Annotated in this window: 19 protein-coding genes, 1 tRNA gene and 1 pseudogene; 6 read left to right on the forward strand and 15 right to left on the reverse strand. The window is 61.4% G+C overall.

What is annotated here, in order from left to right; all coding sequences use genetic code 11:
- Window positions 1–690: 690 nt before the first annotated feature.
- The 3 genes from AC6I6L_RS14475 to AC6I6L_RS14485 all read right to left on the reverse strand — a co-directional run bounded on the left by AC6I6L_RS14475 (window position 691) and on the right by AC6I6L_RS14485 (window position 4,646).
- A complete protein-coding gene (locus AC6I6L_RS14475) occupies window positions 691–2,823 on the reverse strand; it encodes an outer membrane protein assembly factor BamB family protein (protein WP_497918474.1) in 2,133 nt (710 codons plus the stop codon).
- Between the two features lie 262 nt (window positions 2,824–3,085).
- A tRNA-Glu gene (locus AC6I6L_RS14480) sits at window positions 3,086–3,160 on the reverse strand.
- A gap of 226 nt (window positions 3,161–3,386) precedes the next feature.
- Window positions 3,387–4,646 carry a helix-turn-helix transcriptional regulator gene (locus tag AC6I6L_RS14485; protein WP_497918475.1) on the reverse strand — a complete coding sequence of 420 codons (1,260 nt, stop codon included), beginning with the start codon at window positions 4,644–4,646 and terminating at the stop codon, window positions 3,387–3,389.
- A 206-nt stretch (window positions 4,647–4,852) separates the two neighbouring features.
- Here AC6I6L_RS14485 and AC6I6L_RS14490 point away from each other — a divergent pair, with 206 nt between their 5' ends.
- A complete protein-coding gene (locus AC6I6L_RS14490; protein WP_497918476.1) occupies window positions 4,853–5,431 on the forward strand; it encodes an MBL fold metallo-hydrolase in 579 nt (192 codons plus the stop codon).
- Between the two features lie 124 nt (window positions 5,432–5,555).
- Here AC6I6L_RS14490 and AC6I6L_RS14495 read toward each other — a convergent pair.
- Both AC6I6L_RS14495 and AC6I6L_RS14500 read right to left on the reverse strand, forming a co-directional pair.
- A pseudogene (locus tag AC6I6L_RS14495) lies at window positions 5,556–5,864 on the reverse strand (ATPase); the annotation flags it as partial.
- Complete coding sequence (locus AC6I6L_RS14500) at window positions 5,861–6,127, reverse strand: DUF5827 family protein (protein WP_497918477.1); 267 nt, start codon at window positions 6,125–6,127, stop codon at window positions 5,861–5,863. The gene AC6I6L_RS14500 and the pseudogene AC6I6L_RS14495, both read right to left, overlap by 4 nt.
- A 218-nt stretch (window positions 6,128–6,345) precedes the next feature.
- Between AC6I6L_RS14500 and AC6I6L_RS14505 the strand changes: the two genes are divergently transcribed.
- A complete protein-coding gene (locus tag AC6I6L_RS14505) occupies window positions 6,346–7,920 on the forward strand; it encodes a glycoside hydrolase family 32 protein (RefSeq protein WP_497918613.1) in 1,575 nt (524 codons plus the stop codon).
- A gap of 86 nt (window positions 7,921–8,006) precedes the next feature.
- Here AC6I6L_RS14505 and AC6I6L_RS14510 read toward each other — a convergent pair whose 3' ends face one another.
- From AC6I6L_RS14510 to rpl7ae, 7 genes are all read right to left on the reverse strand, one after another.
- Window positions 8,007–10,988, reverse strand: a complete 2,982-nt coding sequence (locus AC6I6L_RS14510) for an FAD-binding and (Fe-S)-binding domain-containing protein (RefSeq protein ID WP_497918478.1) — start codon at window positions 10,986–10,988, stop codon at window positions 8,007–8,009.
- Window positions 10,989–11,215: 227 nt separating this feature from the next.
- Window positions 11,216–11,818: a superoxide dismutase [Mn] gene (gene sod / locus AC6I6L_RS14515; protein ID WP_497918479.1), complete on the reverse strand. Its 603-nt coding sequence runs from the start codon at window positions 11,816–11,818 to the stop codon at window positions 11,216–11,218.
- A 401-nt stretch (window positions 11,819–12,219) separates the two neighbouring features.
- On the reverse strand, window positions 12,220–12,594 hold the full coding sequence (locus AC6I6L_RS14520; RefSeq protein ID WP_497918480.1) for a DUF7344 domain-containing protein: 375 nt from the start codon (window positions 12,592–12,594) through the stop codon (window positions 12,220–12,222).
- A gap of 353 nt (window positions 12,595–12,947) precedes the next feature.
- Window positions 12,948–13,412, reverse strand: a complete 465-nt coding sequence (gene ndk, locus AC6I6L_RS14525; protein ID WP_497918481.1) for a nucleoside-diphosphate kinase — start codon at window positions 13,410–13,412, stop codon at window positions 12,948–12,950.
- Window positions 13,409–13,783 (reverse strand): 50S ribosomal protein L24e, encoded by a 375-nt coding sequence (locus AC6I6L_RS14530; protein WP_497918482.1) that lies wholly within the window; start codon window positions 13,781–13,783, stop codon window positions 13,409–13,411. Before AC6I6L_RS14530 ends, ndk begins: the two co-directional genes overlap by 4 nt.
- Window positions 13,783–14,007, reverse strand: a complete 225-nt coding sequence (locus tag AC6I6L_RS14535) for a 30S ribosomal protein S28e (RefSeq protein ID WP_008159535.1) — start codon at window positions 14,005–14,007, stop codon at window positions 13,783–13,785. The genes AC6I6L_RS14530 and AC6I6L_RS14535 overlap by 1 nt, the downstream gene beginning before the upstream one ends.
- 11 nt (window positions 14,008–14,018) lie before the next feature.
- Window positions 14,019–14,381, reverse strand: coding sequence for a 50S ribosomal protein L7Ae (rpl7ae, locus tag AC6I6L_RS14540; protein ID WP_497918483.1), 363 nt, complete (start codon window positions 14,379–14,381; stop codon window positions 14,019–14,021).
- A gap of 302 nt (window positions 14,382–14,683) precedes the next feature.
- Here rpl7ae and AC6I6L_RS14545 point away from each other — a divergent pair, with 302 nt between their 5' ends.
- Both AC6I6L_RS14545 and tmcA read left to right on the forward strand, forming a co-directional pair.
- Window positions 14,684–15,721 carry a pentapeptide repeat-containing protein gene (locus AC6I6L_RS14545; protein ID WP_497918484.1) on the forward strand — a complete coding sequence of 346 codons (1,038 nt, stop codon included), beginning with the start codon at window positions 14,684–14,686 and terminating at the stop codon, window positions 15,719–15,721.
- Window positions 15,722–15,816: 95 nt separating this feature from the next.
- On the forward strand, window positions 15,817–18,102 hold the full coding sequence (gene tmcA, locus AC6I6L_RS14550; RefSeq protein WP_497918485.1) for a tRNA(Met) cytidine acetyltransferase TmcA: 2,286 nt from the start codon (window positions 15,817–15,819) through the stop codon (window positions 18,100–18,102).
- Window positions 18,103–18,128: 26 nt separating this feature from the next.
- Here the strand turns inward: tmcA and AC6I6L_RS14555 are convergent, their stop codons facing one another.
- Window positions 18,129–18,866, reverse strand: coding sequence for an SDR family NAD(P)-dependent oxidoreductase (locus AC6I6L_RS14555; RefSeq protein WP_497918486.1), 738 nt, complete (start codon window positions 18,864–18,866; stop codon window positions 18,129–18,131).
- A 417-nt stretch (window positions 18,867–19,283) separates the two neighbouring features.
- On the opposite strand from AC6I6L_RS14555, the gene AC6I6L_RS14560 reads away from it, so the two are divergent.
- A complete protein-coding gene (locus tag AC6I6L_RS14560; RefSeq protein WP_497918487.1) occupies window positions 19,284–19,769 on the forward strand; it encodes a DUF456 domain-containing protein in 486 nt (161 codons plus the stop codon).
- 266 nt (window positions 19,770–20,035) lie between these two features.
- Window positions 20,036–20,200 (forward strand): DUF8014 family protein, encoded by a 165-nt coding sequence (locus AC6I6L_RS14565; RefSeq protein ID WP_497918488.1) that lies wholly within the window; start codon window positions 20,036–20,038, stop codon window positions 20,198–20,200.
- A 91-nt stretch (window positions 20,201–20,291) separates the two neighbouring features.
- On the opposite strand, the gene AC6I6L_RS14570 is transcribed toward AC6I6L_RS14565, so the two are convergent.
- Both AC6I6L_RS14570 and AC6I6L_RS14575 read right to left on the reverse strand, forming a co-directional pair.
- Window positions 20,292–22,010, reverse strand: coding sequence for a glutamate--tRNA ligase (locus AC6I6L_RS14570; protein ID WP_497918489.1), 1,719 nt, complete (start codon window positions 22,008–22,010; stop codon window positions 20,292–20,294).
- A gap of 91 nt (window positions 22,011–22,101) precedes the next feature.
- The gene (locus AC6I6L_RS14575; protein ID WP_497918490.1) at window positions 22,102–22,776 is read right to left on the reverse strand and encodes a DUF8159 domain-containing protein; all 675 of its coding nucleotides are present in this window, start codon (window positions 22,774–22,776) and stop codon (window positions 22,102–22,104) included.
- Window positions 22,777–22,823 lie beyond the last annotated feature (47 nt).

The raw sequence follows: 22,823 nt of genomic DNA on the forward strand, positions 1-22,823 counted from the left end.
GAATGAAGGTCTCGATCAAAAGAAACCGTTCTGGTCTTCGACCGTCACCACCGAACTGCAGCGGACGACACCTTCGAAGAACCTCGATCGCAAACGAATGCTCCGACAGGGATTCGAACCCTGGTCATTGCCGTGAGAGGCCAACCGCACTCACGACACGCTGGCGGCCGAACTGAACGAAACCTCCTGTGCAATCCCGGTTTGAGACTGCGACAACACGATGAACACCGCGAATGCATATAAATCACCAGTTCGTTGCCTGCTAGGCAAGTTCGATTGCTCTGACTGAACTCATGCGTCCTCGTGTAAGATTCCTGTAATTACAATCTTTTGCATTCTGTTCGCCAACCCCGATCGGGTAGCTAAAATTAACAACGGGTTACTGTAGAAATTGTCCTACGACATAATATTGATCCGTTGAATATGTGATGTAGAGTCCGTCTATCGATGCACATATAAAAGAAATTCACGCTACCCAACAGACAAATGTTCTGCTCGGATAGACCGTAGCGAAGATATCGACCACGATACTCGTCAAATGTATTTTTACCTGTCAGCGATCGTCATCTTCTTCATTATTATGTCAAGATTTGTCCTACTAAAACGTAATGTGATTCAGGAGAGATGGTGAAATCGTTATAGGCCAATATTAATTAATCTTATAGAATGCACGAATAGATAGTGTGAAGTTTAGTCGGAGAGTCCAAATTCTCGGATAGTACCTCGACTGGTGCCAACGATAAGATTGGTGTCAACTAACGCGCTGGTAACAATCGACTGATTAATTGTTGTTTCAGAGATTATTTCTCCGTTTGATCTATCCAACTCCTGAATCGAATACTGATCTGTGCCATCCAGTCCGACGTACACACGTTCATTTCCAATTACAGGTACAGAGGTAATGTTCTGCTCAACATTTGTCTCCCAAGAAGCCACCCCAGAGTCATCGAATGTGTTGATGATAGAGGAAACGCTATGCATTACCTGACTGTCTTTGACAATTGGTGCTGGTATTTTTGCATCTTCATCCTCCGAACCCGACAACTCAGTCTGCCACAGGTGAACTTGGGACTCAATGTCGAAGGCATGTAGATCCAGTGTTTTGTAATCCTCGAACGTACCAGATTCACCGCTGAGTATATACCCACGATTCCCCACTACGGTCAGCTCACCGGCGCTATATGGACGCTCCGGGAACTCCACTGCTTCGTCCAACTCACCAGATTGATTGTGAATTTTTATACCATTTTCGAAAGGTACGCAGATTACATCACCGGCTCCAACAGGGCGATGGTAACTATCGATTTCCGTCCGCCAATGTTCGTCTCCGGAGGCAGTATCGATGGACGCCATCTCGATGATCTCTTCGTCGCTGTTCTCTAGGACGGCGAGAACGCCGTCTCCTCCTGCGGTGATGAGGGGCATCTCGTCCGACGCCGCCGCTTCGAACTCCCACTGGCTGTCACCGGTGTCTGCATCGTACGCCTGGATCTGATTCTGGGAAGCAACAACGATTTGACCGTCGACAATCGTCAGTGGTTCCGTGGATTTTGCTCGGAGGTCAGCAGTCCATCGCTGGCCCCCGGTAGATGACAGAGAGATGACCGCCCCAGTTTTCGTATTCGCATAGATTCGATCGTCGTCGGTCTCGATAGATTGGATGGCTGCACTCGTTCCGGTGTCAACGTTCCAGTTCTCTGTGAGCCCGGCAGAACCAGTCTCAGATGATCCACTAGTTTGGGTTTGCCCCCCGTCGTCGACGATATCTTCAGATTCCTCGTTCCGAGTGGCGGAGAGGTATCCATACACACCCAGTCCACCTAACACACCTACAGCGACTGTCAACGCTCCACGCCGCGACGTATTGGAGCCGCTATCGCTCGAACTTTCCGCTGCCGTGGCACCGGATGCGGCAGCTGTTCCAGTGAGCTTGAGTTTCACCGTCCTCTCATACGGTTCGCTCTCCGTGGGGACGACGATACTGGCCGGTTCGAAGTCATCTTTTTGGACGGTCGCACGCGCTCGTTCCGGCTCCGGGATCGCAAAGTGAGCTTCCCCATGTTTGTCCGTGGTCTGTTCCGTGGTATAGACTCCATGATCTCCCAAATCGATTTCTAGTTCGACGTTGGCGTCCCGAAGCGGACTGTGTTCTGCATTGATCACATGGATCATCAGGCTCTGGTTCGGCGTGAGATCGACATTCTCAAGCAAGTCGGTGAGGTTCTCAGCAGCCTCGATCGCATCTGTTGGGCTGGTAGCGTACGTGACATCAGAGGTTGTGAACGTGTTCTCGCCAACTGCGCTCGTGAGCTCTAGAAGTTCCAGTTCGGGGAGGTACTGGTCACGTTCCGCTGGCGTCGTGGCTTTTCGAATCGTCGCTACTCGCGGGTCTGCATTGGTTGCGGGGAACAGTGGTGCATCCTGCCAATCTCCGTCCAGCCTGTCGACGTTTGGGTGGATCAGTTTGTGACAGGGTATACAGAGTGCGACAAGATTCTGTAGTTCGTGTGTACCGCCGTCGTTGATTGGGCGGTAGTGGTGACAGTGCGCGCCTGATCGTAGATCGGCTCCACACCGGCCACATTCGTAGTTCTGATATTCCAGGAGCGCTTCTCGTCGGCCACCTTTTGCATCGTTGATATCGCTCCGATTCCTATCCCAGTCTGGTGGGTATTTCCCGTTTCCGTGGCAGGATTCGTTATCGGAAAAGCTGCCGTGCTTGCGATATCTGTTATCTATATCGTACTTCTCCCGAAGAGAATCAATCGTCGGAGTAGAACGTCCTGATTTCGAGGTGTTGTCGTTCGATCTTTCTTCTTCCATTGAATTATCACTATTATGATTATTTAAAGATGTTCCGCTTCCTATACACGATATAGGAAAACAGTATCGAAGAGGATGAGCTCGAACGAGCAGTAAACTGCCTGAGAGCCGTATCACTGCGACCGAAGACAAGCAGGTGTGTATCTAGACCATCCTTTATAAGCTCTTACGCCAGCCGTTACGGCTAGCATTCAGGATCGTTACAAGGGAAGATAGCACCGATCGCCACAGCTCAAAACCAGGAGACGGCGGCAGGAAGGGATGCTCCGACTGGGATTCGAACCCAGGTCATTGCCGTGAGAGGGCAATATGATTGGCCGGACTACACCATCGGAGCGCACGTCGCGTGCACTCGTTCGTAGCGGCGAACGATGTTTAAGCATTCCGTTTCGACGCGACGGTGTCGAACGGTGACACGCATTCGGGAAATCGACGCCACCGGTAGTACCAACTGAAACGGGTTACACACTGATCGCACAGCCATCGTGCGATCAGGTCTGTACCGTCTGCCAGTGGCTACAGCAGTCGTCCGAGGCAGTATCGTCACTCGCGACCTCGGCCGATCACTCGTCGAAGGGAGATTTCGTCGCCTCGGGCTCGAATCCTTCGAGGCTGATGATGTTTTCGCGGCCGACGCGGAGTTTGCTGATGGTGCCGTCGTCTTCCATATCCGAGAGGAGCATACTGACCTTCGATTTCGACCAACCGGTCTCCTCGACGATATTGACCTGCTTCATCCGGCCGCCGTTCTGGCGGATGAGTCTGACGACGCGGTCCTCGTCGGTGAGTAACTCCCCGTCGGCAAGCGGGTCTGTCTCGTCGATTCCCGCGTCGTCCTCCTCGTGGTCTCCCCGTGGGTCGTCCGCATCCGGTGGTGCGGTCGGAGAGTCGGCCGCCACGTCGGTCGGTTCCGCATCCGTACCGGTCCGATCGCTTCGTCGGTACCAGAGTGCGATCCCGCCGATGCTCAGCAAAATCCCGATCGTAGCGAGCGGCCACAGTACACCTGTTCCACCGGATGGCATCGACGAACCCGGGCTATCAGCGCCGCCCGTATCTTGGTTCGGATCGTCGAAAACGACCTGCGGATGGCCATCGAGGAACTCGCGTTCGCCGGTCCAGCGCACCGTGGACGCGTCCTCGAGTTCTGGGCTATTGTACTCCCCGTCGACCGGTGCAATTCGATCGAAGACGAGATCACCGCCGGCGTTGAACACGATCGTCTGGTCGGAGGCGATGTACGTGTCGCGGAACACGTCACCGACGACGACGGATCCGTCCTCGGTGGCCGCGAACCCGTCCCAGACGAACGACATCTCTACGACGCCCGTCGGGTTGAGTCCATCTTCGATCTGTGCAGATCGATTGAAATCGCGCGCCTCCATCTCGCGATCGGTGGCTTCACCACCGGTTTCCGTCAGCGCTTCCGCCTGCGTCCGAAAGCGGTTATAGACGTCCGTCTCCTCGGATTCGAACTCCGCTGCGAACGTCTCGAAGTTCGCTTCCTCGTCGCTGTCTTCGAGTCGCTGTCTGTGGTGGAACGTCCACGTCGCGCTTCCGTTTTCGTAGACGGTGACCTCGAATGTCGTGGTATCGAACTCCTGGATGATGATGTCCGCAGAGGAGACTGTTGCATCCGGGGACTCGCTCTGGGAAGCGAGCACGATGGTCTCCGACGAGAACTCCTGTTGTAGTGACGGCGTGGCGGCCGGTCCCTCCTCAGCGGCGACTGTCGGCGACCCGACCACCGCGAGTGAGACGCCGCTGCCAGCGACGACGAGGACGACGAGGACGACGAATCCCGCGAAGACCGACCGATTCATTCGTCTATCACTACGTGCCGAAGCTAAAAATCCTTGTGAATACGTTGGAAACGCCGAATTACGGCGGCTACCGGCACCGCTTCCGGAGAACACTGATTCTGAAGCCGAAGGTCGCGATCGCACGAGAGCGACAGTACGATGGCGATATGCACACCCCGACGTACGATGTCGATACGCACAAACGGGTCGGCCCGTTATCTGTGGCTATGATCGAAAACCTCGCACAGGGGGTCCAGACCTTCACGAGCAACGCCCATCTCGTCTCGGGCGATCGAACCGTCCTCGTCGATCCGGGCGCGAATTTCGATGTCGTCGAGGCGCTTCGATCGCGCGGGGTCGACCTCGACGCGGTCGTGCTGACGCATACGCACCCGGACCACGTCGGAAATCTCGCCGCGGTCAAAGATACCTTCGACGTCGAGGCGTGGGGGTACGATCCGTCGATCGAGGGCGTCGATCGAGCGATCGCGGACGAGGAGACGGTCCAACTAGGCGATCACGAGTACGTCGCCTTGCATACGCCGGGTCATAAAAACGACCACCTCTGTTTCTACTCGGAAGAAGCGGGCATCCTGTTCGCGGGCGACCTCGTCTTCCAGAACGGCAGTTTCGGTCGGACCGATCTCGAAGAGGGAAATCGCAAAACCTTGATCGAGAGTATCGATCGACTCTACGAGCGGATCGACGATGATCTCGCGGAAATGTACACCGGCCACGGACCCGCCGTGACGGGAGCACCGTCCGATCACGTCGAACTCGCAGCACAGATGGCTCGGCGGGCCTGAGACGCGTTCCAGCTTAGCCCTGTTTGCGGCCTCGAGCAGGTCGTCGTCGGCCAACTCGTAGGCCGCGGTGATCCGCTCGGGATCGCGCCGATCGTCACCCGAAAGCTGGGGCAGTCGAACGCGATCGAGCGAGCAGGAACGCCAGGTTCGACCGGCCGAGCAGTCCGGTCGCGCCGTCCGGCGACGGTGGTCACAGCCGGTGTACTGGATTGAGCCGTTCGGGGTGTCGATCGCGTCTCTCGGCGGCCGCAACTTGAGCTGTGTCCGTGCCGCTGGGACGGCCGTCGGCCAGCGCCGTCTGACAATCGTCGTGGTCGAACCAGTACTCGTTCCCTGAACGGGGTTTGTAGCCGCCGGTTCGATCGAGCAGTTCAGCCGAAAACATCGATTTTCCGGCGTCGACGCGGTCTGCCCCGACGACGAGGGGGTTCATTCGCTCAGGCCGTAATACCCCGGTTCGTCTTCGGTTCGGGGCTCAGCAACCACGAGATCGTCCGCGTTCGTCATGATCCACGGAATCGCCCAGTCGATCAGGATGTCCTCGGTCTCTCGATCGATGTCGGCGTCCGAATCGAGTCCCTGTAAGAGGCGGGCGATCTCGTAAACGGTGTACATCTGGTCGTCAGCAAGCAGTTCTTCGGGTGTGTAGAAATCACAGGGTGGGAGACGATCGAATTCCGACTTTGGAACGGGCATCGTTGGTAGATATCGCTCCCGCGTGCCTAAACCGTTCGCTCTCGGCTCGAATCAGGTCTCGACAGAGACACGCGCGGCCACGTTCACGACTGGCAATTGCAGGCACCGAGAATTCGAGCCAACAGTGATCAAAAAAGATTAAAGTGGATCGTCTCCACGTAGTGGTAGGGTAGTGGATCACACGCAGCCACCTGTGAGGGATCTCTCGGATCATGTCAATGGATTGTACTAATCGAGACGGGACGGACGGGGAAGAGCCATCGAGTGTACGGTGTCCACCGAGAGGGGATACTCACGCCCAGAACGTCACCAACTCACAAACTGACCGGACGGACGAGACTGGAGACGAGGAAGCCGGACACGTGGCCGAGGGTCAAGACCCCTATCGGCCGGGCTATCACTTTACTCCGTCCGCTGGCTGGATGAACGATCCGAACGGTCTGGTCTATCACGACGGGACGTACCACCTGTTTTATCAGGCCGGCGAAGACCGGCGTCGCTGGGATCACGCGACCTCCTCGGACCTGCGAAACTGGACCGAACACGGGACCAAAATCCCAGCGACCGACGAGTACCAGGCGTACTCGGGCGGGGCCGTCGTCGATCACGAAAATACAGCCGGGTTCGGCGAGGACGCCCTCGTTTGTTTCTTTACCGCTCACTTCGATGACTCCGAAAGACAGGACCAGCGGCTGGCATACAGTACGGACGGTGGCGAAACGGTGACCGTCTACGAGGGGAATCCGGTCATCCCGAGCGACGTGGGTGACTTTCGCGACCCGAACGTCTTCTGGTACGAGCCGACAGAAAACTGGCGACTGGTGGTCTCCCGCGTCGACCATCACCCGGAACACCCGGACCGCCCCCGCGGCGTCGAGATCTACGAGTCAGAGAACCTGACCGAATGGACCTACTGCAGCACGTACGAGTCCGGCGACGACCAGTGGGAGTGTCCCGACCTCTACGAACTCCCGGTCACGAACAGTTCGGAGCGCCGCTGGGTACTGTCGGTATCCAGAGACTGGGACCACCACCAGTACCACGTCGGTCACTTCGACGGCTCTCGGTTTTGCGTCGACGACGTCTTCTGGGCCGACGACGGCAGGGACTTCTATGGCTGCCAGTCGTGGTCGAACGAACCCGAACCCGATCGCCGGCTCGTGGTCGGATGGACGAACCACTGGGAGTACGCGATGGAGACACCCGAGACCGGCTGGAAGGGAGCACAGGCGTTCCCCCGGTCTCTCGAACTTGCGGAGGTAGATGGCGATATCCTCCCCCTCCAGTCGCCCGACGATGCACTCGCGTCCGCACGCGACGAACAGATCGCCGCGATCGACGACACGCGGATCGATCGCGAGACCGACCCGCTCGCCGGACTCGCAGTCGACGACGCGCGGTTCGAACTGGTCACGACAATCGATCCCGGCGACGCCGACACCGTTGCGCTCACCCTTGACCACGGTCGTAACCAGCGGACGACGATCACCTACGACGCCGAGATGGAGGAACTGTTTCTGGATCGGGCCGACTCCGGGTCCTTCTTCGGGGACACCGAGATGGACATCGCGAGCGGACCGCTCTCCGTGCGACCGGACGGCACGATCGCCCTTCGCGTGTTGCTCGATCGGAGCCTGATCGAACTCTTCGCCAACGACGGCACGTTCGCGATGACAAACCGGATCTTCCCGGACGAAATCGGCGGGGGGTTCTCCCTTCGCGCTACCGGCGGGACCGCGACGCTCGAGACGTTTGAGGCCTACACCATCGCGACCGTCGACGCAGACGACTAACCGTCCACCTGCCAACCGATGGCGATGACTCGATCGACGCCGGTGAGTTTCTGACCGGGAGGGAGTGTTCGTTCGCGCGGTAGCGCCTACTCACAAGACTCGTCTGACAGTCCGCTCGCGAGGACCTCGATCGGATGGGGCGGGCGATCCTGTCCCTCGAAATCGCCAATCTGGGTGCGACAGGAGGTACCCGGCGCGATGACGGTGTCTCCGCCGCTCTCCCCGAGCTGGTCGCGGAGTACCGATCCGATCGCCCGCGAGAGGTCGTAGTGTTCGGCCTCGTAGCCGAAACTGCCGGCCATGCCACAGCAGCCCGAATCGACCGGGTCGACCGCGTAGCCCGTGCGTCTGAGCACGCCGACCGCGTGGTGGTCCGAGCCGCGCGCTTTCTGGTGGCAGTGACCGTGGTATATCAGTCGCTCGCCAGTCGCCGCCACCGCCAGTTCCTCGTCCAGTCGGTTTTCGTCGAGATACTCACAGATATCGTAGGCGTTCGACGCGAGCGTCTCGACGCGATCGTCCGCCAGCAGCGATCGGTACTCGTCGACGACCATCGACGCGTCGGATGGCTCGACGAAGCAGACCGACCAGCCGTCGTCGAGAAACGGCTCGAGGTTCTCGAGCAGCGATCGGGCGTCGGCTCTCGCCCGGTCGAGCAACCCCTGGGAGTAGGCGGCCCGGCCGGTCGAGCCGAGGTCGGGAACGACGACGCGGACGTTCGCGGCTTCGAGCACCCTGACGGCCGCCTTTCCGACCGCCGGATGCGAGTAGTTCGTGTCCGTATCGGGGAAGAGGACGACCCGATCGGTCGCCGTCGCCCCGTCCACCTGCGGGCCTCGCCCTGCGAACCAGTCGACCAGCGATTCCCGCTCGAAGGTCGGCAGCGTCCGATCAGCCGCGATTCCGCCGACTCGCTCGAGAACCGTCCGCGCACCCGGCAGGTCCGGCAGACGGTTGGCGATCGGAGCCGTGGCGCTCCCCATCGCGGCGAGCCGATCGACGTCCGCGAACAGGCGCTCGCGGCGACTCGTGCCCTCTCGGTCGTGATACTGGTGTTTCACCTCGGCTTTGAGTTTCGCGAGATCGACGCCAGTCGGACAGTCGCTCTGACAGCCCTTGCAGCCGATACAGAGATCGAGCACCTCCGACTGGAACCGATCGCTGTACAGTTCGTCAGGGTCGATCTCGCCGCTGATCGCGGCCCGCAGCATGTTTGCCCGGCCGCGCGTGGTCGCGATCTCCTCTTCGGTCGCGCGGTAGGTCGGACACATCACGTCGCTGCCGGTCTGGCGACAGGTGCCACAGCCGTTACAGAGTTCGACGAGGGGCGAGAAGCCGCCCTCAGCGTCGAAATCGAGCGTCGTCCGCGGCTCGAGTGAGACGTAGTCCGGCCCGTACCGCAGGTGTTCGCGGATGTCTGTAGGATCATCGTCGCCGTAGACGACCTTCCCGGGGTTCATGCGCCAGTCCGGGTCGAAGGCGGATTTGAGCTGTTTGAACGCCTCCCAGAGGTCGGGACCGTAGAGCTTCGGATTGAACTCCGTCCGAGCCAGTCCGTCGCCGTGTTCGCCCGAAAACGAGCCGTGGTGCTCGCAAACGAGGTCTGTCACGTCGTCGGCGATCGATCGCATCGTCTCGACGCCGTCTTCGGTTTTCAGGTTCAGGACTGGTCGGATGTGAAGCGTTCCGACGCCCGCGTGGGCGAAGTACGCCGCCGTCGTGTCGTGGTCTTCGAGGATCTCCTGAAAGCCCGCGACGTACGCCGCGAGTTCCTCCGGCGGAACGGAGGCGTCCTCGACGAAGGGGTAGGGCTTCGGATCGCCGTCCATGCTCATAAGCAGCGGAATGGCCGCCTTCCGGAGCTTCCAGAGGCGGTTCTGTTTCGCGGGACTGAACGCGTCGATCGACTCGAATGCCGTCCCCTCTGTGACGAGGTGGTCAGTCGCCCCGTCGATCGCGTCGGGGAGGTCGTCGACCACCTCCGAGTCGAACTCGAGCATCAGCGCCGCTTCCGTTCCGTCGGGGATCGGGGCCGCGTACTCGGCGTACTCCGGTGAGTCGGCCGCGAGACGAAACACCTCGCTGTCCATCAGTTCGACCGCGCTCGTGTCGACGGCCAGTGCCTCCGGAACCGCGGCGAGCGCCTCGAGTAAGTCGTCGTAACAGCAGACGAGAAGTGCGGTTTCCTCGGGCCGAGTCACGAGCGAGAGCGTCGCCTCGACGACGACGCCGAGCGTTCCCTCCGCCCCCACAATGAGTTTCGAGAGGTTGATCACTCGATCGCCGTTCGCATCTTCACGAATCGCTTTCTGGAGGTTGTAGCCGCTCACGGAGCGTTTGAGATCGGGGTATCGCTCCTCGATTTCGGCGGCGTTGTCCTCGATGATCGCCCGAACGGCCCGGTAGATCGCGGCCTCGCGATCGTCTTTCTCGACGATCCCCTCCCACTCGGGACTGTCGAGGACGACGTCTCGCGTACGAATCTGGGAGCCGTCTGCGAGGACGACCTCGCACTCGTCGACGTAGGCGTCGGTGATGCCGTAGCGCACCGAGTGGGCACCCGTCGAGTTGTTCCCGATTCCGCCCCCTATCGTCGCCCGATTCGAGGAGGCTGGGTCCGGCGCAAATCGGAGTCCGTCGGGCGCGAGCGCGGCGTCGAGGTCGTCCTGAACGACGCCCGGTTGGACGATCGCCTGCCGTGCATCTGCGTCGATCTCGAGGATGTCGTTCATGTGCCGGGACAGATCGAGAACGACGCAGCCGGGTCCGACGGCCTGCCCGGCCAGCGACGAGCCAGCCCCTCGGGGGAGAACCGGGGCGTCGTACTCCGCTGCGACACGGACAGCCGCTCGTACGTCCGCGGCGTCTTGCGGAAAGACGACACCGGCAGGCTGTGCCCCGTAGATGCTACCGTCCGTCGCGTAGAGGACGCGGGCGTACTCGTCGAAGCGAACGTCGCCGCGGCAGGCGTCTGCGAGCGTCCACTCCAGGGTCGCCGTCGCTACGCCGTTGCCAGCGTCCTCGCGCGCCCTTCTTTCGCCCTGAGTGTGGCTGTCTTCGACGGCCATACACGTCCCCATTGTTACGTGCATAATTAAATCGTGGCACTGGTTCACACTGTCGTGATACTATTTACACTGCCGTGGTGCCGGTTCACACTGTCGGGGTACCAGCTCGCACAGGGGTAGACCGCTCCTCGCACGGAGCAGAAGCTGACGCGTGGCTACGCGCTTCGATCGGCACAAAAAATACGAGTGTGAACGGTCTCAGCGGCGACGAGTCTCGCGTGTGCGACTCACTCGAAGTGGTCGAGACACTTCTGGTACTCTTCTGCTGCCTTGTCCCAGTTGACGACGTCGAAGAAGCCGTCGATGAAGCTGCCGCGGTCCGGGCCGTAGTCGTAGTAGTACGAGTGCTCCCAGACGTCGCAGGCCAGGATCGGATGCGAGCCCCAGAGTGCGCCCTGGTCGTGCTTGTCGACGGCGACGTTTCGCAACTGTTTGGCCACGGGGTCGTAGACCAGCAAGGCCCAGCCACCGGCGGCTCCGGCAGCGGCCTCGAATTCGCCTTTCCAGCCCTCGTAGGAGCCGAAGTCCTCCTCGATACGGTCTGCGAGGTCGCCCTCGGGTTCACCGCCGCCGTCGGACGACATGTTCTCCCAGAACAGCGTGTGGAGATAGTGTCCACAGCCGTTGTGGGTAACGCTGCCGAGCGCGCCGGGCGTCGAGCCGAACTCGCCGGACTCGCGGTTCTCCGCGAGGGTTTCTTCGGCGGCGTTGAGGCCGTTGACGTACCCCTGATGGTGGGTGTCGTGGTGCCAGGTTACGACCTGTTCTGAAATCGATGGTTCGAGTGCGTCGTAGTCGTACGGAAGTGGTGGAAGTTCGTGATCAGTCATAGTGTCACCTGTTATCTTGGTACGATATCTCCCCTGTTAAGTTTTGAGGAGTGAGACGATATCACATCTCACAGGCCATCGGCGTCCCGTCCTGTGGATCACTCCTCCCGTTGACGAACGTCGAACCGCATGTTAAACCTTTCAACAGCGGTGTCTGCCGTCCGAAAGCAGGTTATCTCACGGCTAACGAGCCGATCAGCACCGTCTCTCGAGTCGAAACGGCCAGGCCCCTCGATCACGGGCCAGACGGATCTGCGTTCGACCGATCGGAAATTGCGACTGACGGCACTCGAGTGCAGTCCTCGCGGGCGACCCGCCGACCCCGGAAGCACAATCTGGCAATTCGCCACTCGCGCATCTCGAGACCAACGCCCACCTCGGCGCGGTCTCGCTGGGGAAAATTACGACAGTTCTTTGTGGTGTGCGTGCTCGAGCCACTCCTCGAGCGACGGCTGGGTTCGATACCGGATCGTCTCGCTGCGTTGATCGTGTTCGACGATTCCGGTTGCGACCAGTTTCGGCAGGTGGACGTGTCGAAACTCCGTCCGAACCTGTTCGTACACCTCGTCCGGATCGATCGACGACTGGGTTGTTTGTTCCTCGTACGCGACGACTGCGTCGGCAAGTTCTTCGACCGTTGCAACGCCGTCTGGCTGCTCGTTGAGGTAGTACAACAGATACCGCCGCCGCCGGTTCGATAGTATCTCGAAAATGCGATCTAGCGATGGCGTCGCCTCCGCGGCCAATGACGTCGATTTCCCCTCCGTTTCACGCATTCGCGAACCACCTACCGTAAGTTACCATTCGGAACCACCAACCCTTGCTACTACAGCCGGTACATTAGATGTTGTGTCCCTCTATGAGGGAACATGTATTTATTGTGGTGTATTCAGCGAAGGACTGTGGTACGAATCCCCGATTTCATGCCCGTTCGATCGATTTCTGGGTCCCGTCGGGAGCGATCGAGTACCCGTCAGTAACACGGATCGGTCGTCCCCATCCGACGAAGCGTCCCCCGTCCCCCACGTCCACTGTCGACGAAATCGATCGCGAGAGACGGGTTTCGAAGACGCATCGCTTCGGGTCAACAAACGGCGGAAAATGCGGATACGAGCCGATCGATGCGGCGTTACTCGTAGAGCCAGGCGGCGTCGTGCTGATCGTAGTCGATCAGTTCGTCCTCGTCGAAGTGGATCGCGATTTCGCGTTCGTTCGCGCCCTCGTCTTCGTGGTCGGCCGCGTGGACGACGTTCCGGCCGAGATCGAGTGCGTAATCACCGCGGATCGTACCGGGTGCAGCCTCGAGCGGGTCGGTCGCGCCGATCATCTGGCGGACCTGTCGAGTCGCGTCCTGGCCTTCCCAGACCATCGGGACGACCGGACCGGCGGTGATGAACTCGATGAGGTCGTCGAAAAACGGCTTGTCTTCGTGTTCGCTGTAGTGCTCCTGGGCCCGCTTCTCGGGCATGTTGAGCACTTTGATCCCGACGAGTTTGAGGCCGCGATCCTCGAGTCGGGAAACGACTTCGCCCACGAGTCCACGTGCGAAGGCGTCGGGCTTGACCATCACGAAGGTGCGCTCGTGGTCGCTCACTGTTCGACCTCCTCGGCGTCGTCGGCGCTTTCCTCGGCGTCGGCGGATTCGTTAGCGCCTTCGTCGCTCTCGTCAGCGCTTCCCTCGGCGTCGGCGTCAGCCTCAGCTTCGTCGGCGAGTTCGTCTTCTTCGACGGAGTCCTCGTCCTGGTCTGACTCCTCGTCAGCCGGCGTCTGGACCTGGGCTGGCCCTTTGCCGCGACGGCCTTCCGCGGTCCACTCGAGATCACGCGGTTCGCGACCGAGCTTGTAGTTTTTCTCCGCCTTCGAGTCGACGAAGTGGAGCACGCTGCCGTCGTTTTTGACGTACATGATGCCCGTTCCGGGCTCGATCTCTTCGCCCGTGTAGTCGCAGGTTCGTTTCTCGACCATTATTGCCCTCCGATGGAGTCGGCCTCGCGGGCGGTCTCACGAAGCTGGAGAATATCCCCTTCGCGGACCGGTCCGAGACAGTTTCGGGTGATGATACGTCCCTGGTTCTCGCCCTCCTTGATTCGGCATTTGACCTGCATGGCCTCGCCATGCATGCCAGTCTTGCCGACGATCTCGATGACCTCGGCGGGCGTAGAGCCGCTTTCTTCCTCTTCAGCACTCATCTCTACTCACCTCAGTCGAGGTCCTCGACCTTGTTGGCGATGTCTTCGACGTCGTCTCCCGCCTCGCCAGCGTCGACGATCGCCGCGGCGGCCGAGCCGACTTCGAGGCCGGCAGCGTGGCCGACGTCGTCCTGGGTCTCGATGAAGACGACGGGGATTCCCTTCTCCTCAGCGAGGTCGGGAATGTGCATGACGATCTCCTCGGGAGAGACGTCCTCGGCGACGAAGACCAGATCGGCGTTGCCGCGCTCGATCGCTTTCGTCGTTTCGTTGGTTCCTTTCTTTACTCGTCCGGTGTCTCGTGCGACCTCGAGTGCCTCGAGGGCATCGTCTGCGAGGTCTGCTGGGATGTCGGTTGTGACGTAGACTGACATTGGTTGTTCACCTCTCCTACGTGTGGGCTCGCGCTCCCCTGCCGTCCGGAGTCAACGACTCCGGGCCGGGTTCGACCCGGCGGAAGTCCTGTGAAGCTAGGAGCATCATCAACCCCGCGTAGGGTGTAGTACGGAGTAGCCCTGCCCCCCATAAAAGCGTGTTCAAACGATCGGGTCCGTGAGAGGGTTCCGCACGCCGATCGGATCCGGCTGCGATGCAGTGTGTTGGAACCGTACTGGTACCCGCCGTTGGCTGCGATAGCCCGCACCAGAATTAGTGAGCGTCGGGACCAGAATTCGTTATGGACGATCGGTGCGGGTACACGGCTCGACTCAGCGGCATCGAAGACGTCGGTGCGGTCTGCTGTTGGCGACCGACGTGGAACGATGCGGATCGGTGTCTCTGGCACACCTCGGAGTCGGTCCCACCCGCAGCGTATCGAGACGCCGCCCCGCCGTCAGAGAGCCGACTCGACGGCGCGGATCTCCGGGGCGCATCGCTCGCGGACATCGAGTATTTCACCGACTGTTCATTGATCGGAGCCGATTTCACCGACGCGATCATCGATCACGCTGACCTCTCGAGGGCCGACCTTCGTCGGGCGACCTTCCGCGACGTCGACGCTCGCGAGGCGTCCTTCGAAGGGGCAAACCTCCACGATTCGCTGTTTATTTTCGTGGACCTCCGAGGGGCGAATTTCGAGGACGCGAGGCTCTATCGGGCGGGGCTGACGGACGTTCGGATCGATCTCGATACCACGTTCGGAGACGCGTCGGTGTACGAGGAAGAAATCGATGGACAGACTGCCCGAACCACGGTCGAAAAAAAGGCAGACTCCGCGAGATGGGTCTATCGAGAACTCCAGCGAGTGTACGACGAGAACGCGTTTCCCGATCGAGTGAAAGCGAACTACATTCGAGAGATGGACCTTCGGCGCAGACGAGCGTGGCGGGTCGGGGACTATCTCCCGGCGATCAAGTTAGCTGGGTCGCGATGGGTCATGCGATACGGGACGAGTCCGTGGCGCGTCGTCGCGACGTCGTTGCTCCTGATTCTCGTCTGTGCTATGTTGTTCCCGTTGACCGGCGGGGTCCGCGAAGTCGCGGGCGACGAAACGATCACCTACCGGATCGACGACCCGACGGAAACGCCGGAACGCGTGCTTCTCAGCGCGTTTTTCCGAAGCCTGTATTTCAGTGTCGTCACGTTCGCGACGTTGGGCTATGGGGATATTCAGCCCGTGGGCCGCTGGGCACGGGTCCTCGCCAGCATCGAATCGTTACTCGGAGCGTTGCTACTGGCGCTGCTCGTATTCGTTCTTACGCGCAGCCTCCGGTAGCCACGCTCCGTCGCGGTATCACACCACGCCGTCCGGTACCTATCGCGCTCCACGCCGTCCGGTGCCTATTACTCTCGAGCGGCCAAGACGAAGACATGGACGCCGCAATCGTCGATCTCGCTCGTCGCCTCCGTCGAGAAGCCACACGGACGGACGAGCGGCGACTGCTGGTGCTCGCGGGCGATCGCGAACGCGGGTACGACGCCCTCGAATCCGTCCTCGACGACCTGCCGGTTGCAATCACGCGAACGACGCTTGTCGGCCCGGAGAACCGCCTCCGCTGTGAGCAATTACCCCAGTCGAATGTGAGCGAACTCCTCGGAACGACGCGGGACCTCGTGGCGATCGATACGCACGGGAATCTCCAACCAAATGCACTGGGAACACTCGTCGGTACCGTCGACGGTGGGGGATTGCTCGTCTTGCTAACGCCGCCGCTCGAGGAGTGGCCCGAGAGACGCGGCCGGTTCGACGAGTCACTCGCCGTCCCACCGTTTTCGATCGACGACGTCACCGGTCGGTTTCGGCGGCGACTCGTCGAGACCCTTCGCGATCACCGGGGGATCGCGATCGTCGACTGCGATACGGGCACGATCGCGGACGAGGGTCTCACCCGTCCCGCTCCCCGGTTCGCGTCGGCACGGTGGCGTCCCGACCCACCGGACGATCGACGCTTTCCCGAGGCCGCCTACGAGGCCTGTTTGACGGCCGATCAGGTCGAGGCCGTTTCGGCGTTCGAATCGCTCTCAGTCGAGAGAGGTGATGTCGACTCGGGAGCGAAACGGGCCGCCGTTCTCGAGGCCGATCGCGGCCGTGGCAAATCCAGTGCCGCCGGTCTCGCAGCGGGAGCGATCGCCGCCGACGGCCGGGACGTCCTCGTCACCGCTCCCCAGTTCCGGAACGCACGAGAGGTGTTCGATCGCGCCGGCGACCTCTGTGAAACCCTCGGCGTCGCAAGCGCAGTCGGACCGAAACGGATCGAGACGAGTACCGGTGGGCGAATCCGATTTCTCGAGCCAACCGCTACCCACGATCGCCTCGACACCGCAGACGTGGTCATCGTCGACGAGGCCGCCGCGCTGTCGGTCTCGGTGCTCGAATCCCTGCTCGCGGCCGATCACGTCGCGTTCGCGACGACCATTCACGGCTACGAAGGTGCGGGTCGCGGGTTTTCGGTCCGCTTTCGCGATCGACTCGCCGAGAGCGACCACACGGTCACGGACTGTCGGCTATCGGAGCCGATTCGGTACGCCGCCGGCGACCCGATCGAGGTCTGGGCGTTTCGCGCGCTCTTGCTCGACGCTCGGCCGCCGGTCGATTCGCTCGTCGCCGACGCAGAACCCTCCTCGAGCGCGGTCAAGTACCGCCGGCTCGACCCCGAGGACCTGCTGGCCGACGAGAGCCTGCTCCGGGAAGCGTTCGGCCTGCTCGTCCTCGCACACTACCGAACCGAGCCGAACGACCTCGCACGGCTGCTCGACGCGCCGAATCTCGACGCACGGGCGCTGTGTCACGACGGACACGTCGTCTCCGTCGCCCTGCTGGCCCGCGAGGGGAACCTCGACGCCGACACGCGGGCGATGATGTACGAGGGCGGCCGCGTCCGGGGGAACATGCTCCCCGACATACTCACGAGCCAGCTTCGGGACGAACGGGCGGGAGGACCCGCCGGAATCCGAATCGTTCGCATCGCCACCCATCACGTCGCTCGATCGCGAGGCCTCGGCTCGCGGCTGCTCGCTGATATCCGCGACGAGTTCGAGGGAGAACTCGACTGGCTCGGCACCGGGTTCGGCGCGACGCCGGGGCTGCTCGGATTCTGGCACGAGAACGGCTATCGGGCGGTCCACCTCTCGACGACCCGCAACGAGGCCAGCGGTGAGTACTCCGCACTCATGGTGGCGCCGACTTCCGCCGCCGGGCGGGAGCTGTGTGACCGACACGGCGACTGGTTCGCCCGTCGGATCGCCGCCGTCTGCTCGGATTCGCTCGCCGATCTCGATCCCGACGTCGCCCGCGCGCTCTTGCGGAGTATGGACGTGACCCCGCCGCAGCTGGCACCTACCGATCGGGAGTGGCGCGTCGTCGCGGGAGCGGCCTACGGCCCGGGGCTGTTCGACGTCGACCCCGGCCCGTTTCGCGACCTCGTCGTGCGGTACTTCCTCGACGACTCGCCAGAGATCGATCTGTCGCCGCGCGAAGAGCGCCTCTTCGTCCTGCGCGCCCTGCAGGGCCACGCGTGGGAAGCCGTCGCGGACCGCCTCGGCTATCACTCCGCCGGACAGTGCAAGCGCGCCCTCGGAACGGCCTGCCGCCCGCTCGTCGATCGCTACGGCTCCGAGGCGGCGCTGGCGGTTCGCGATCGGTTCCTGGCGGAGTGACTGCCACGCGCTGTATGTCCGTCGAGTCAGGATAGCGCGCGCCGAAGGACGAACTCCGGCAGCAGGTCAAGCGCAGCCGCGACGAGTCGCCAGCGGCGCGTGACGTAGGCGTGAGCGCGCTTTCGCTCGATCGCGCGGGCGATCTGGGCGGCAGCCGTCTCCGGCGAGCACTCCCAGAACGTACCCATCGAGAGGTCGGTATCGACGAATCCCGGCTCGATCGTCGTGATCGTCACGTCCGCGTCCGAGCCGGCTCGACGATCTCGAAGCCCAGCGAGATACGTCGAGACGAACGCCTTCGAGGCGTTGTACGCTTGCGTCCCGCCGTTGCCGAAATGGGCGGCGACCGAGGAGATCCCCACGAGGTGGCCGTCGGTCTCGCTGGCGTGGTCTGGGGTGGTCTCGAAGTACTCCATCGCGGCCGTCGCGATAGCGGTGAACCCGCGGACGTTGACGTCGATCGTCCGGCGCTCTCGTTCCCAGTCGAGTTCGTAGTTCGCGTGGCCGACGCCGGCACTGAGGACGACGACGTCGACCGACGGCATCGCCTCAGCGAGTTCGAAAAACCCCTCGCGGGCGTCCTCGACGTCCGTCACGTCGATCGTCGCGACGTAAGCGTTCGTCGGCAACTCGGACCCGATCGCTTTCAGCCGTTCGGTTCGCCGTGCCGCCAGTCCGATCTCGTACCCGTCGTCGGCCAGCCGTCGGGCCAGCGCCTCACCGATTCCCGAGGACGCGCCGACGACGATCGCACCACGTGTCATAGTTCCTGATGATCTTCGAGCGACGTAATGATATGGGATCAGTATCGATGCCGATCGTGGTGCCTTCGATCAATAATCCCGACCTCAAGCATCGGGGCATCCGCCTCGACCACCCGTGAATTCTGTAGCGGATGATAGGTGTACTATCTCTAAAATAGACTGAATATGTCCAAAACCCGATCGACGTATTTATCGTATTTTCCGGCGTTCTCATCATCTTCGTCGGGCGGTTTTGTATCCTTCCTGTCGCCAGCCATAGACGAATAGTGCATGCGGACTGTCGTTACTTTTCCGGTGACAGTAGTCGGTTACTCCCCACGGGTAGCGAAGTGCACGTTCGCGGGCGACAGTTTCTGAAAAGTGATTTGACAGAGCCGGGACGGTACGCCTTTCCCGTCTACCGTCTTCGAGAACGGTATGGTCGATGCGATTACGTTCGTCGCGGTCGCCTTGCTGGTCTCCGGCATCGTCGGAACGCTCGTGCCGCTGGTCCCCGGCGGTCTCCTCTCGCTGTCGGGAGTGTACCTTTACTGGTGGCACTCGGGATTCACCGCGCCCGGAACGATCACCCTGCTCGTGCTCACCGCTCTCGGCGTGCTCACCCTCCTCGTGGAGTTTTTCGGTGGGTCGATCGCCGCGAAAGCCGGCGGGGCGTCGTGGGGAACGACGGCCGCTGCCGCCGTCGCCGGGATCACCCTCATGATCGTCACCGGCCCGATCGGGTTGCTCGTCGGCCTGTTCGGCACCGTCTTCGTCCTCGAGTTCGCTCGCAACGGCGATCTCGATCGGAGTACTCGCTCGGCGTTCTACGCGACCGTTGGGATGCTCGCCTCGACGGCCGCTCAGGCGCTGCTGACGACCACGATTCTCTTTGGCTTCCTCGTCGCCGTCTTCCTGTTCTGAGGATCGATCGGCGGCGGCGAATCGATCGATCGCAACCTCTCCACTACACCCGAAACCGGTCTCCAAAAGCCGTTCAGATCTATAGTTCAATAATCGAAGTGAAATGGTGCATAGTTCTAGGTATTGGGATTCGGGAGCTGAACCGGTGGAGATCGACGATCGAACGGACGCGATCGATTTCGCTAGCTCATCAGTTCTCCGTCCTCAGGATGTTCACCGCACCGGATCGGGGAAAGACTCATTTCGTGGCGATCGTTCACACACGTATGAACTGCGCGGAAGCGGACTGCGATCGGCCCGTCGCCGTCGAGTTACACATTCCGTGGGCGGAAAACCGGTACGTCTGTGCGGCTCACGCGCGCGTTCTCGGCCGCCAGGACGGGGTGGTCGCGGACCCGTTTCCCGATCGGGCCGACGACCTACTCGAGTAGCAATCGAGAGTCGAGAACGGGACGCAGACAGTTCGATTGGGACAGAGTGTGTCGCGGTCAGGAATGTGTCGCGGTCAGGAGTGTGTCGCTGTCAGGGGTGGGTGTAGTAGACGACCGTCTCGTCGTCCTCGTGGCGGTCGATTCTGGCGAACCCGACGCGCTCGAACTGGACGACATCGTCGGGTTCGAGGTCCCCGACGCCGGGTTCTGCGTGTCCCGCCACGTCGCCGTCTGGCGTGCGCATCCGGACCGGGACTCGATCGTGGACAGGCACCCAGTGAACGACATCGACGTCTCCCTCCCGGACCACGTCGATGTCCTCGCCGGTGTACTGGAGGGCGTCGCGGGTGTAGCGGAAACAGCCCAGTCCTTTCAGCCAGATTCGGTCCTCGCGCTGTGGGAGGTCGTCCGATTCCAGTAGCACCGAGTCACCGACCGGAATCTCGCGCACGCCGCGATCCTCGTGGTTCGGATGTAGCGGCGGGTTCGCCTCTTCGGGTGGGCTACCGGCCAGCGGGATCTGATTGCCGTCTCGGACGAGGAACCGACGATCGGTCTCCTCGTCGATCAGGTCGCGGTTGTTCGCGTAGATCGTACTCATCGCGAGATCGACGTCGCTCGTCGAGGTTCCGAGGCCGGTCATCGCGTCGACGATCGCCTCGCCGCGGATGCCACGCCGGCGCAGGCTCTTGAGCGTCGGGGCGCGCGGATCGTCCCAGCCGTCGAGTTCGCCCCGATCGATGAGGCCCGCGATCGTCGAGGTGCTCATCTTCACGTCGTAGGTATCGAGCTGAACGTGCCCCCAGTGGACGACTTCCGGGTAGTCCCAGTCGAAGTAGTCGTAGACGAACTGCTGGCGCTTCGCGGAGTCCTGCAGGTCGATACCGCGGATGATGTGGCTGATATCCAGCAGGTAGTCGTCGATCCCCGACTGGAAGTCGAGCATCGGCCAACAGCGGTACTCGCTGGCTTCTTCGCGTGGGTGGGGCGTGTCGATCATCCGGAACGCGACCCAGTCGCGCAGGGCCGGGTTCTTGTGTTCGATGTCCGTCTTCACCCGCAGTACCATCTCTCCGCTGTCGTACTCGCCGTCGACCATCGCCTCGAACTCCCCGCGGACGGTTTCGACGGGCTTGTCGCGGTGTGGACACGGCTCGCCGGCGTTTTTCAGCTCGGAGAACGCCTCGCCGGAACACGAGCAGGTGTAAGCCCCACCCAGGTCGACCAGCTCTCTGGCGTACTCGTAGTATGTCTCGACGCGATCGCTCGCCCGATACGTCGCGCCGGGCTCGAATCCGAGGTAGTCCAGATCCTCGAGAATGGCGTCGTAGGCGTCCATATCCGGACGCTTCGTCTCAGGGTCGGTGTCGTCGAACCGGACGCAAAACCAGCCGTCGTAGCGCTCCTTGTAGGTCCCGATGACGGCGGGCATCCGGGCGTGACCGACGTGCCACGGCCCGTTCGGGTTCGGCGCGACCCGCATCCGGATCTCGTCGTACGCCTCCGCGTTCGGCAGGTCCGGCAGATCGTGGTCGTCTTCCTCGTCTTCGGCTTCGATCTCAGCCAGTTCCTCCGGCGCGAGTTCCTCGAGTCGATCGCGTTTGGCGTCGTAGTCGAGATCGTTAACCCGACCGACGACGCCGCCGACGACGCCGGGGATTTCGTCGCCGTGCTCGCGGAAGTCGGGATTGTCGCCCATCAGCGGGCCCATGATGGCACCGACGTTCGCGTCGCTTTCGTGTTTGACCGCGTTCAACAGCGCGTGTTTCTCGGCCTCGCGTTCGACACGCTCGCGTAACTCGTCGTCCATTGACGATTGATAGACGCGCACTGCCCAAAACAGCCGCGATGTCGCGGGCCGCAGAGCGCCTACCTGACACAGCCCCTGCTCGCTACAGTTCTCACTCGCCGCTCCCGTCGTCAGTGTCGCCGCTCCCGTCGATATCGTCCTCGTAGACCTTACTGTTCATGATATTGTTCCAGAGCGTTACCTGGTTCATATCGATACCGTCGTCGGTTTCGTTTCCGTCCGCGGACTCGTCACCGTTCTCGCTTGCGGTAGTCTCTTCGCCGTCCTCGATCGACGGATCGTCGTCGTTTTGCTCCGCGTCGCCGGCGTCGTCGGAATCGTATCGTCGAACCCACTCCGTATCGACACCCCAGCCGTAGGCCTGCCCGTCGAACGGGTTCGTAATCTCGCAGTACAGAAACTCGATTTCGGAGCCCCGATCGACGAGCGCCTGCTTGTACACCTGGTAGACGACGAGGATTTCTTCGTCGGATTCCTCGACGGTCTCCGCCTCGGACTCGTAGAGCAAGACGAGTTCGTCCTCGTCGCGAACGAGCGTGTCTACGGTGATCCCGTTCGTTTCGAGAAAGTGATAGAACTCGCCGGGCGTCCCCTCGCGGGGCTCGCTCGGTTCCTCGCGGTCGACCTCGTACCGGGACGGCGACGAACCGAGGACGGAACCGAGACAGCCGGGGGTTGCGATCGTTCCGACTGCGGCAGCGATTCCGCCAAGAAATCGACGCCTGGACGGACCGGTGCCAGGATCGGAAACAGAGTCGTCTATCATGACTGTCACTCTGGATAGTATACCCAAAAAGTCCCGGTCGATATCGA

It is taken from the genome of Halosolutus sp. DAT137, assembly GCF_059736405.1.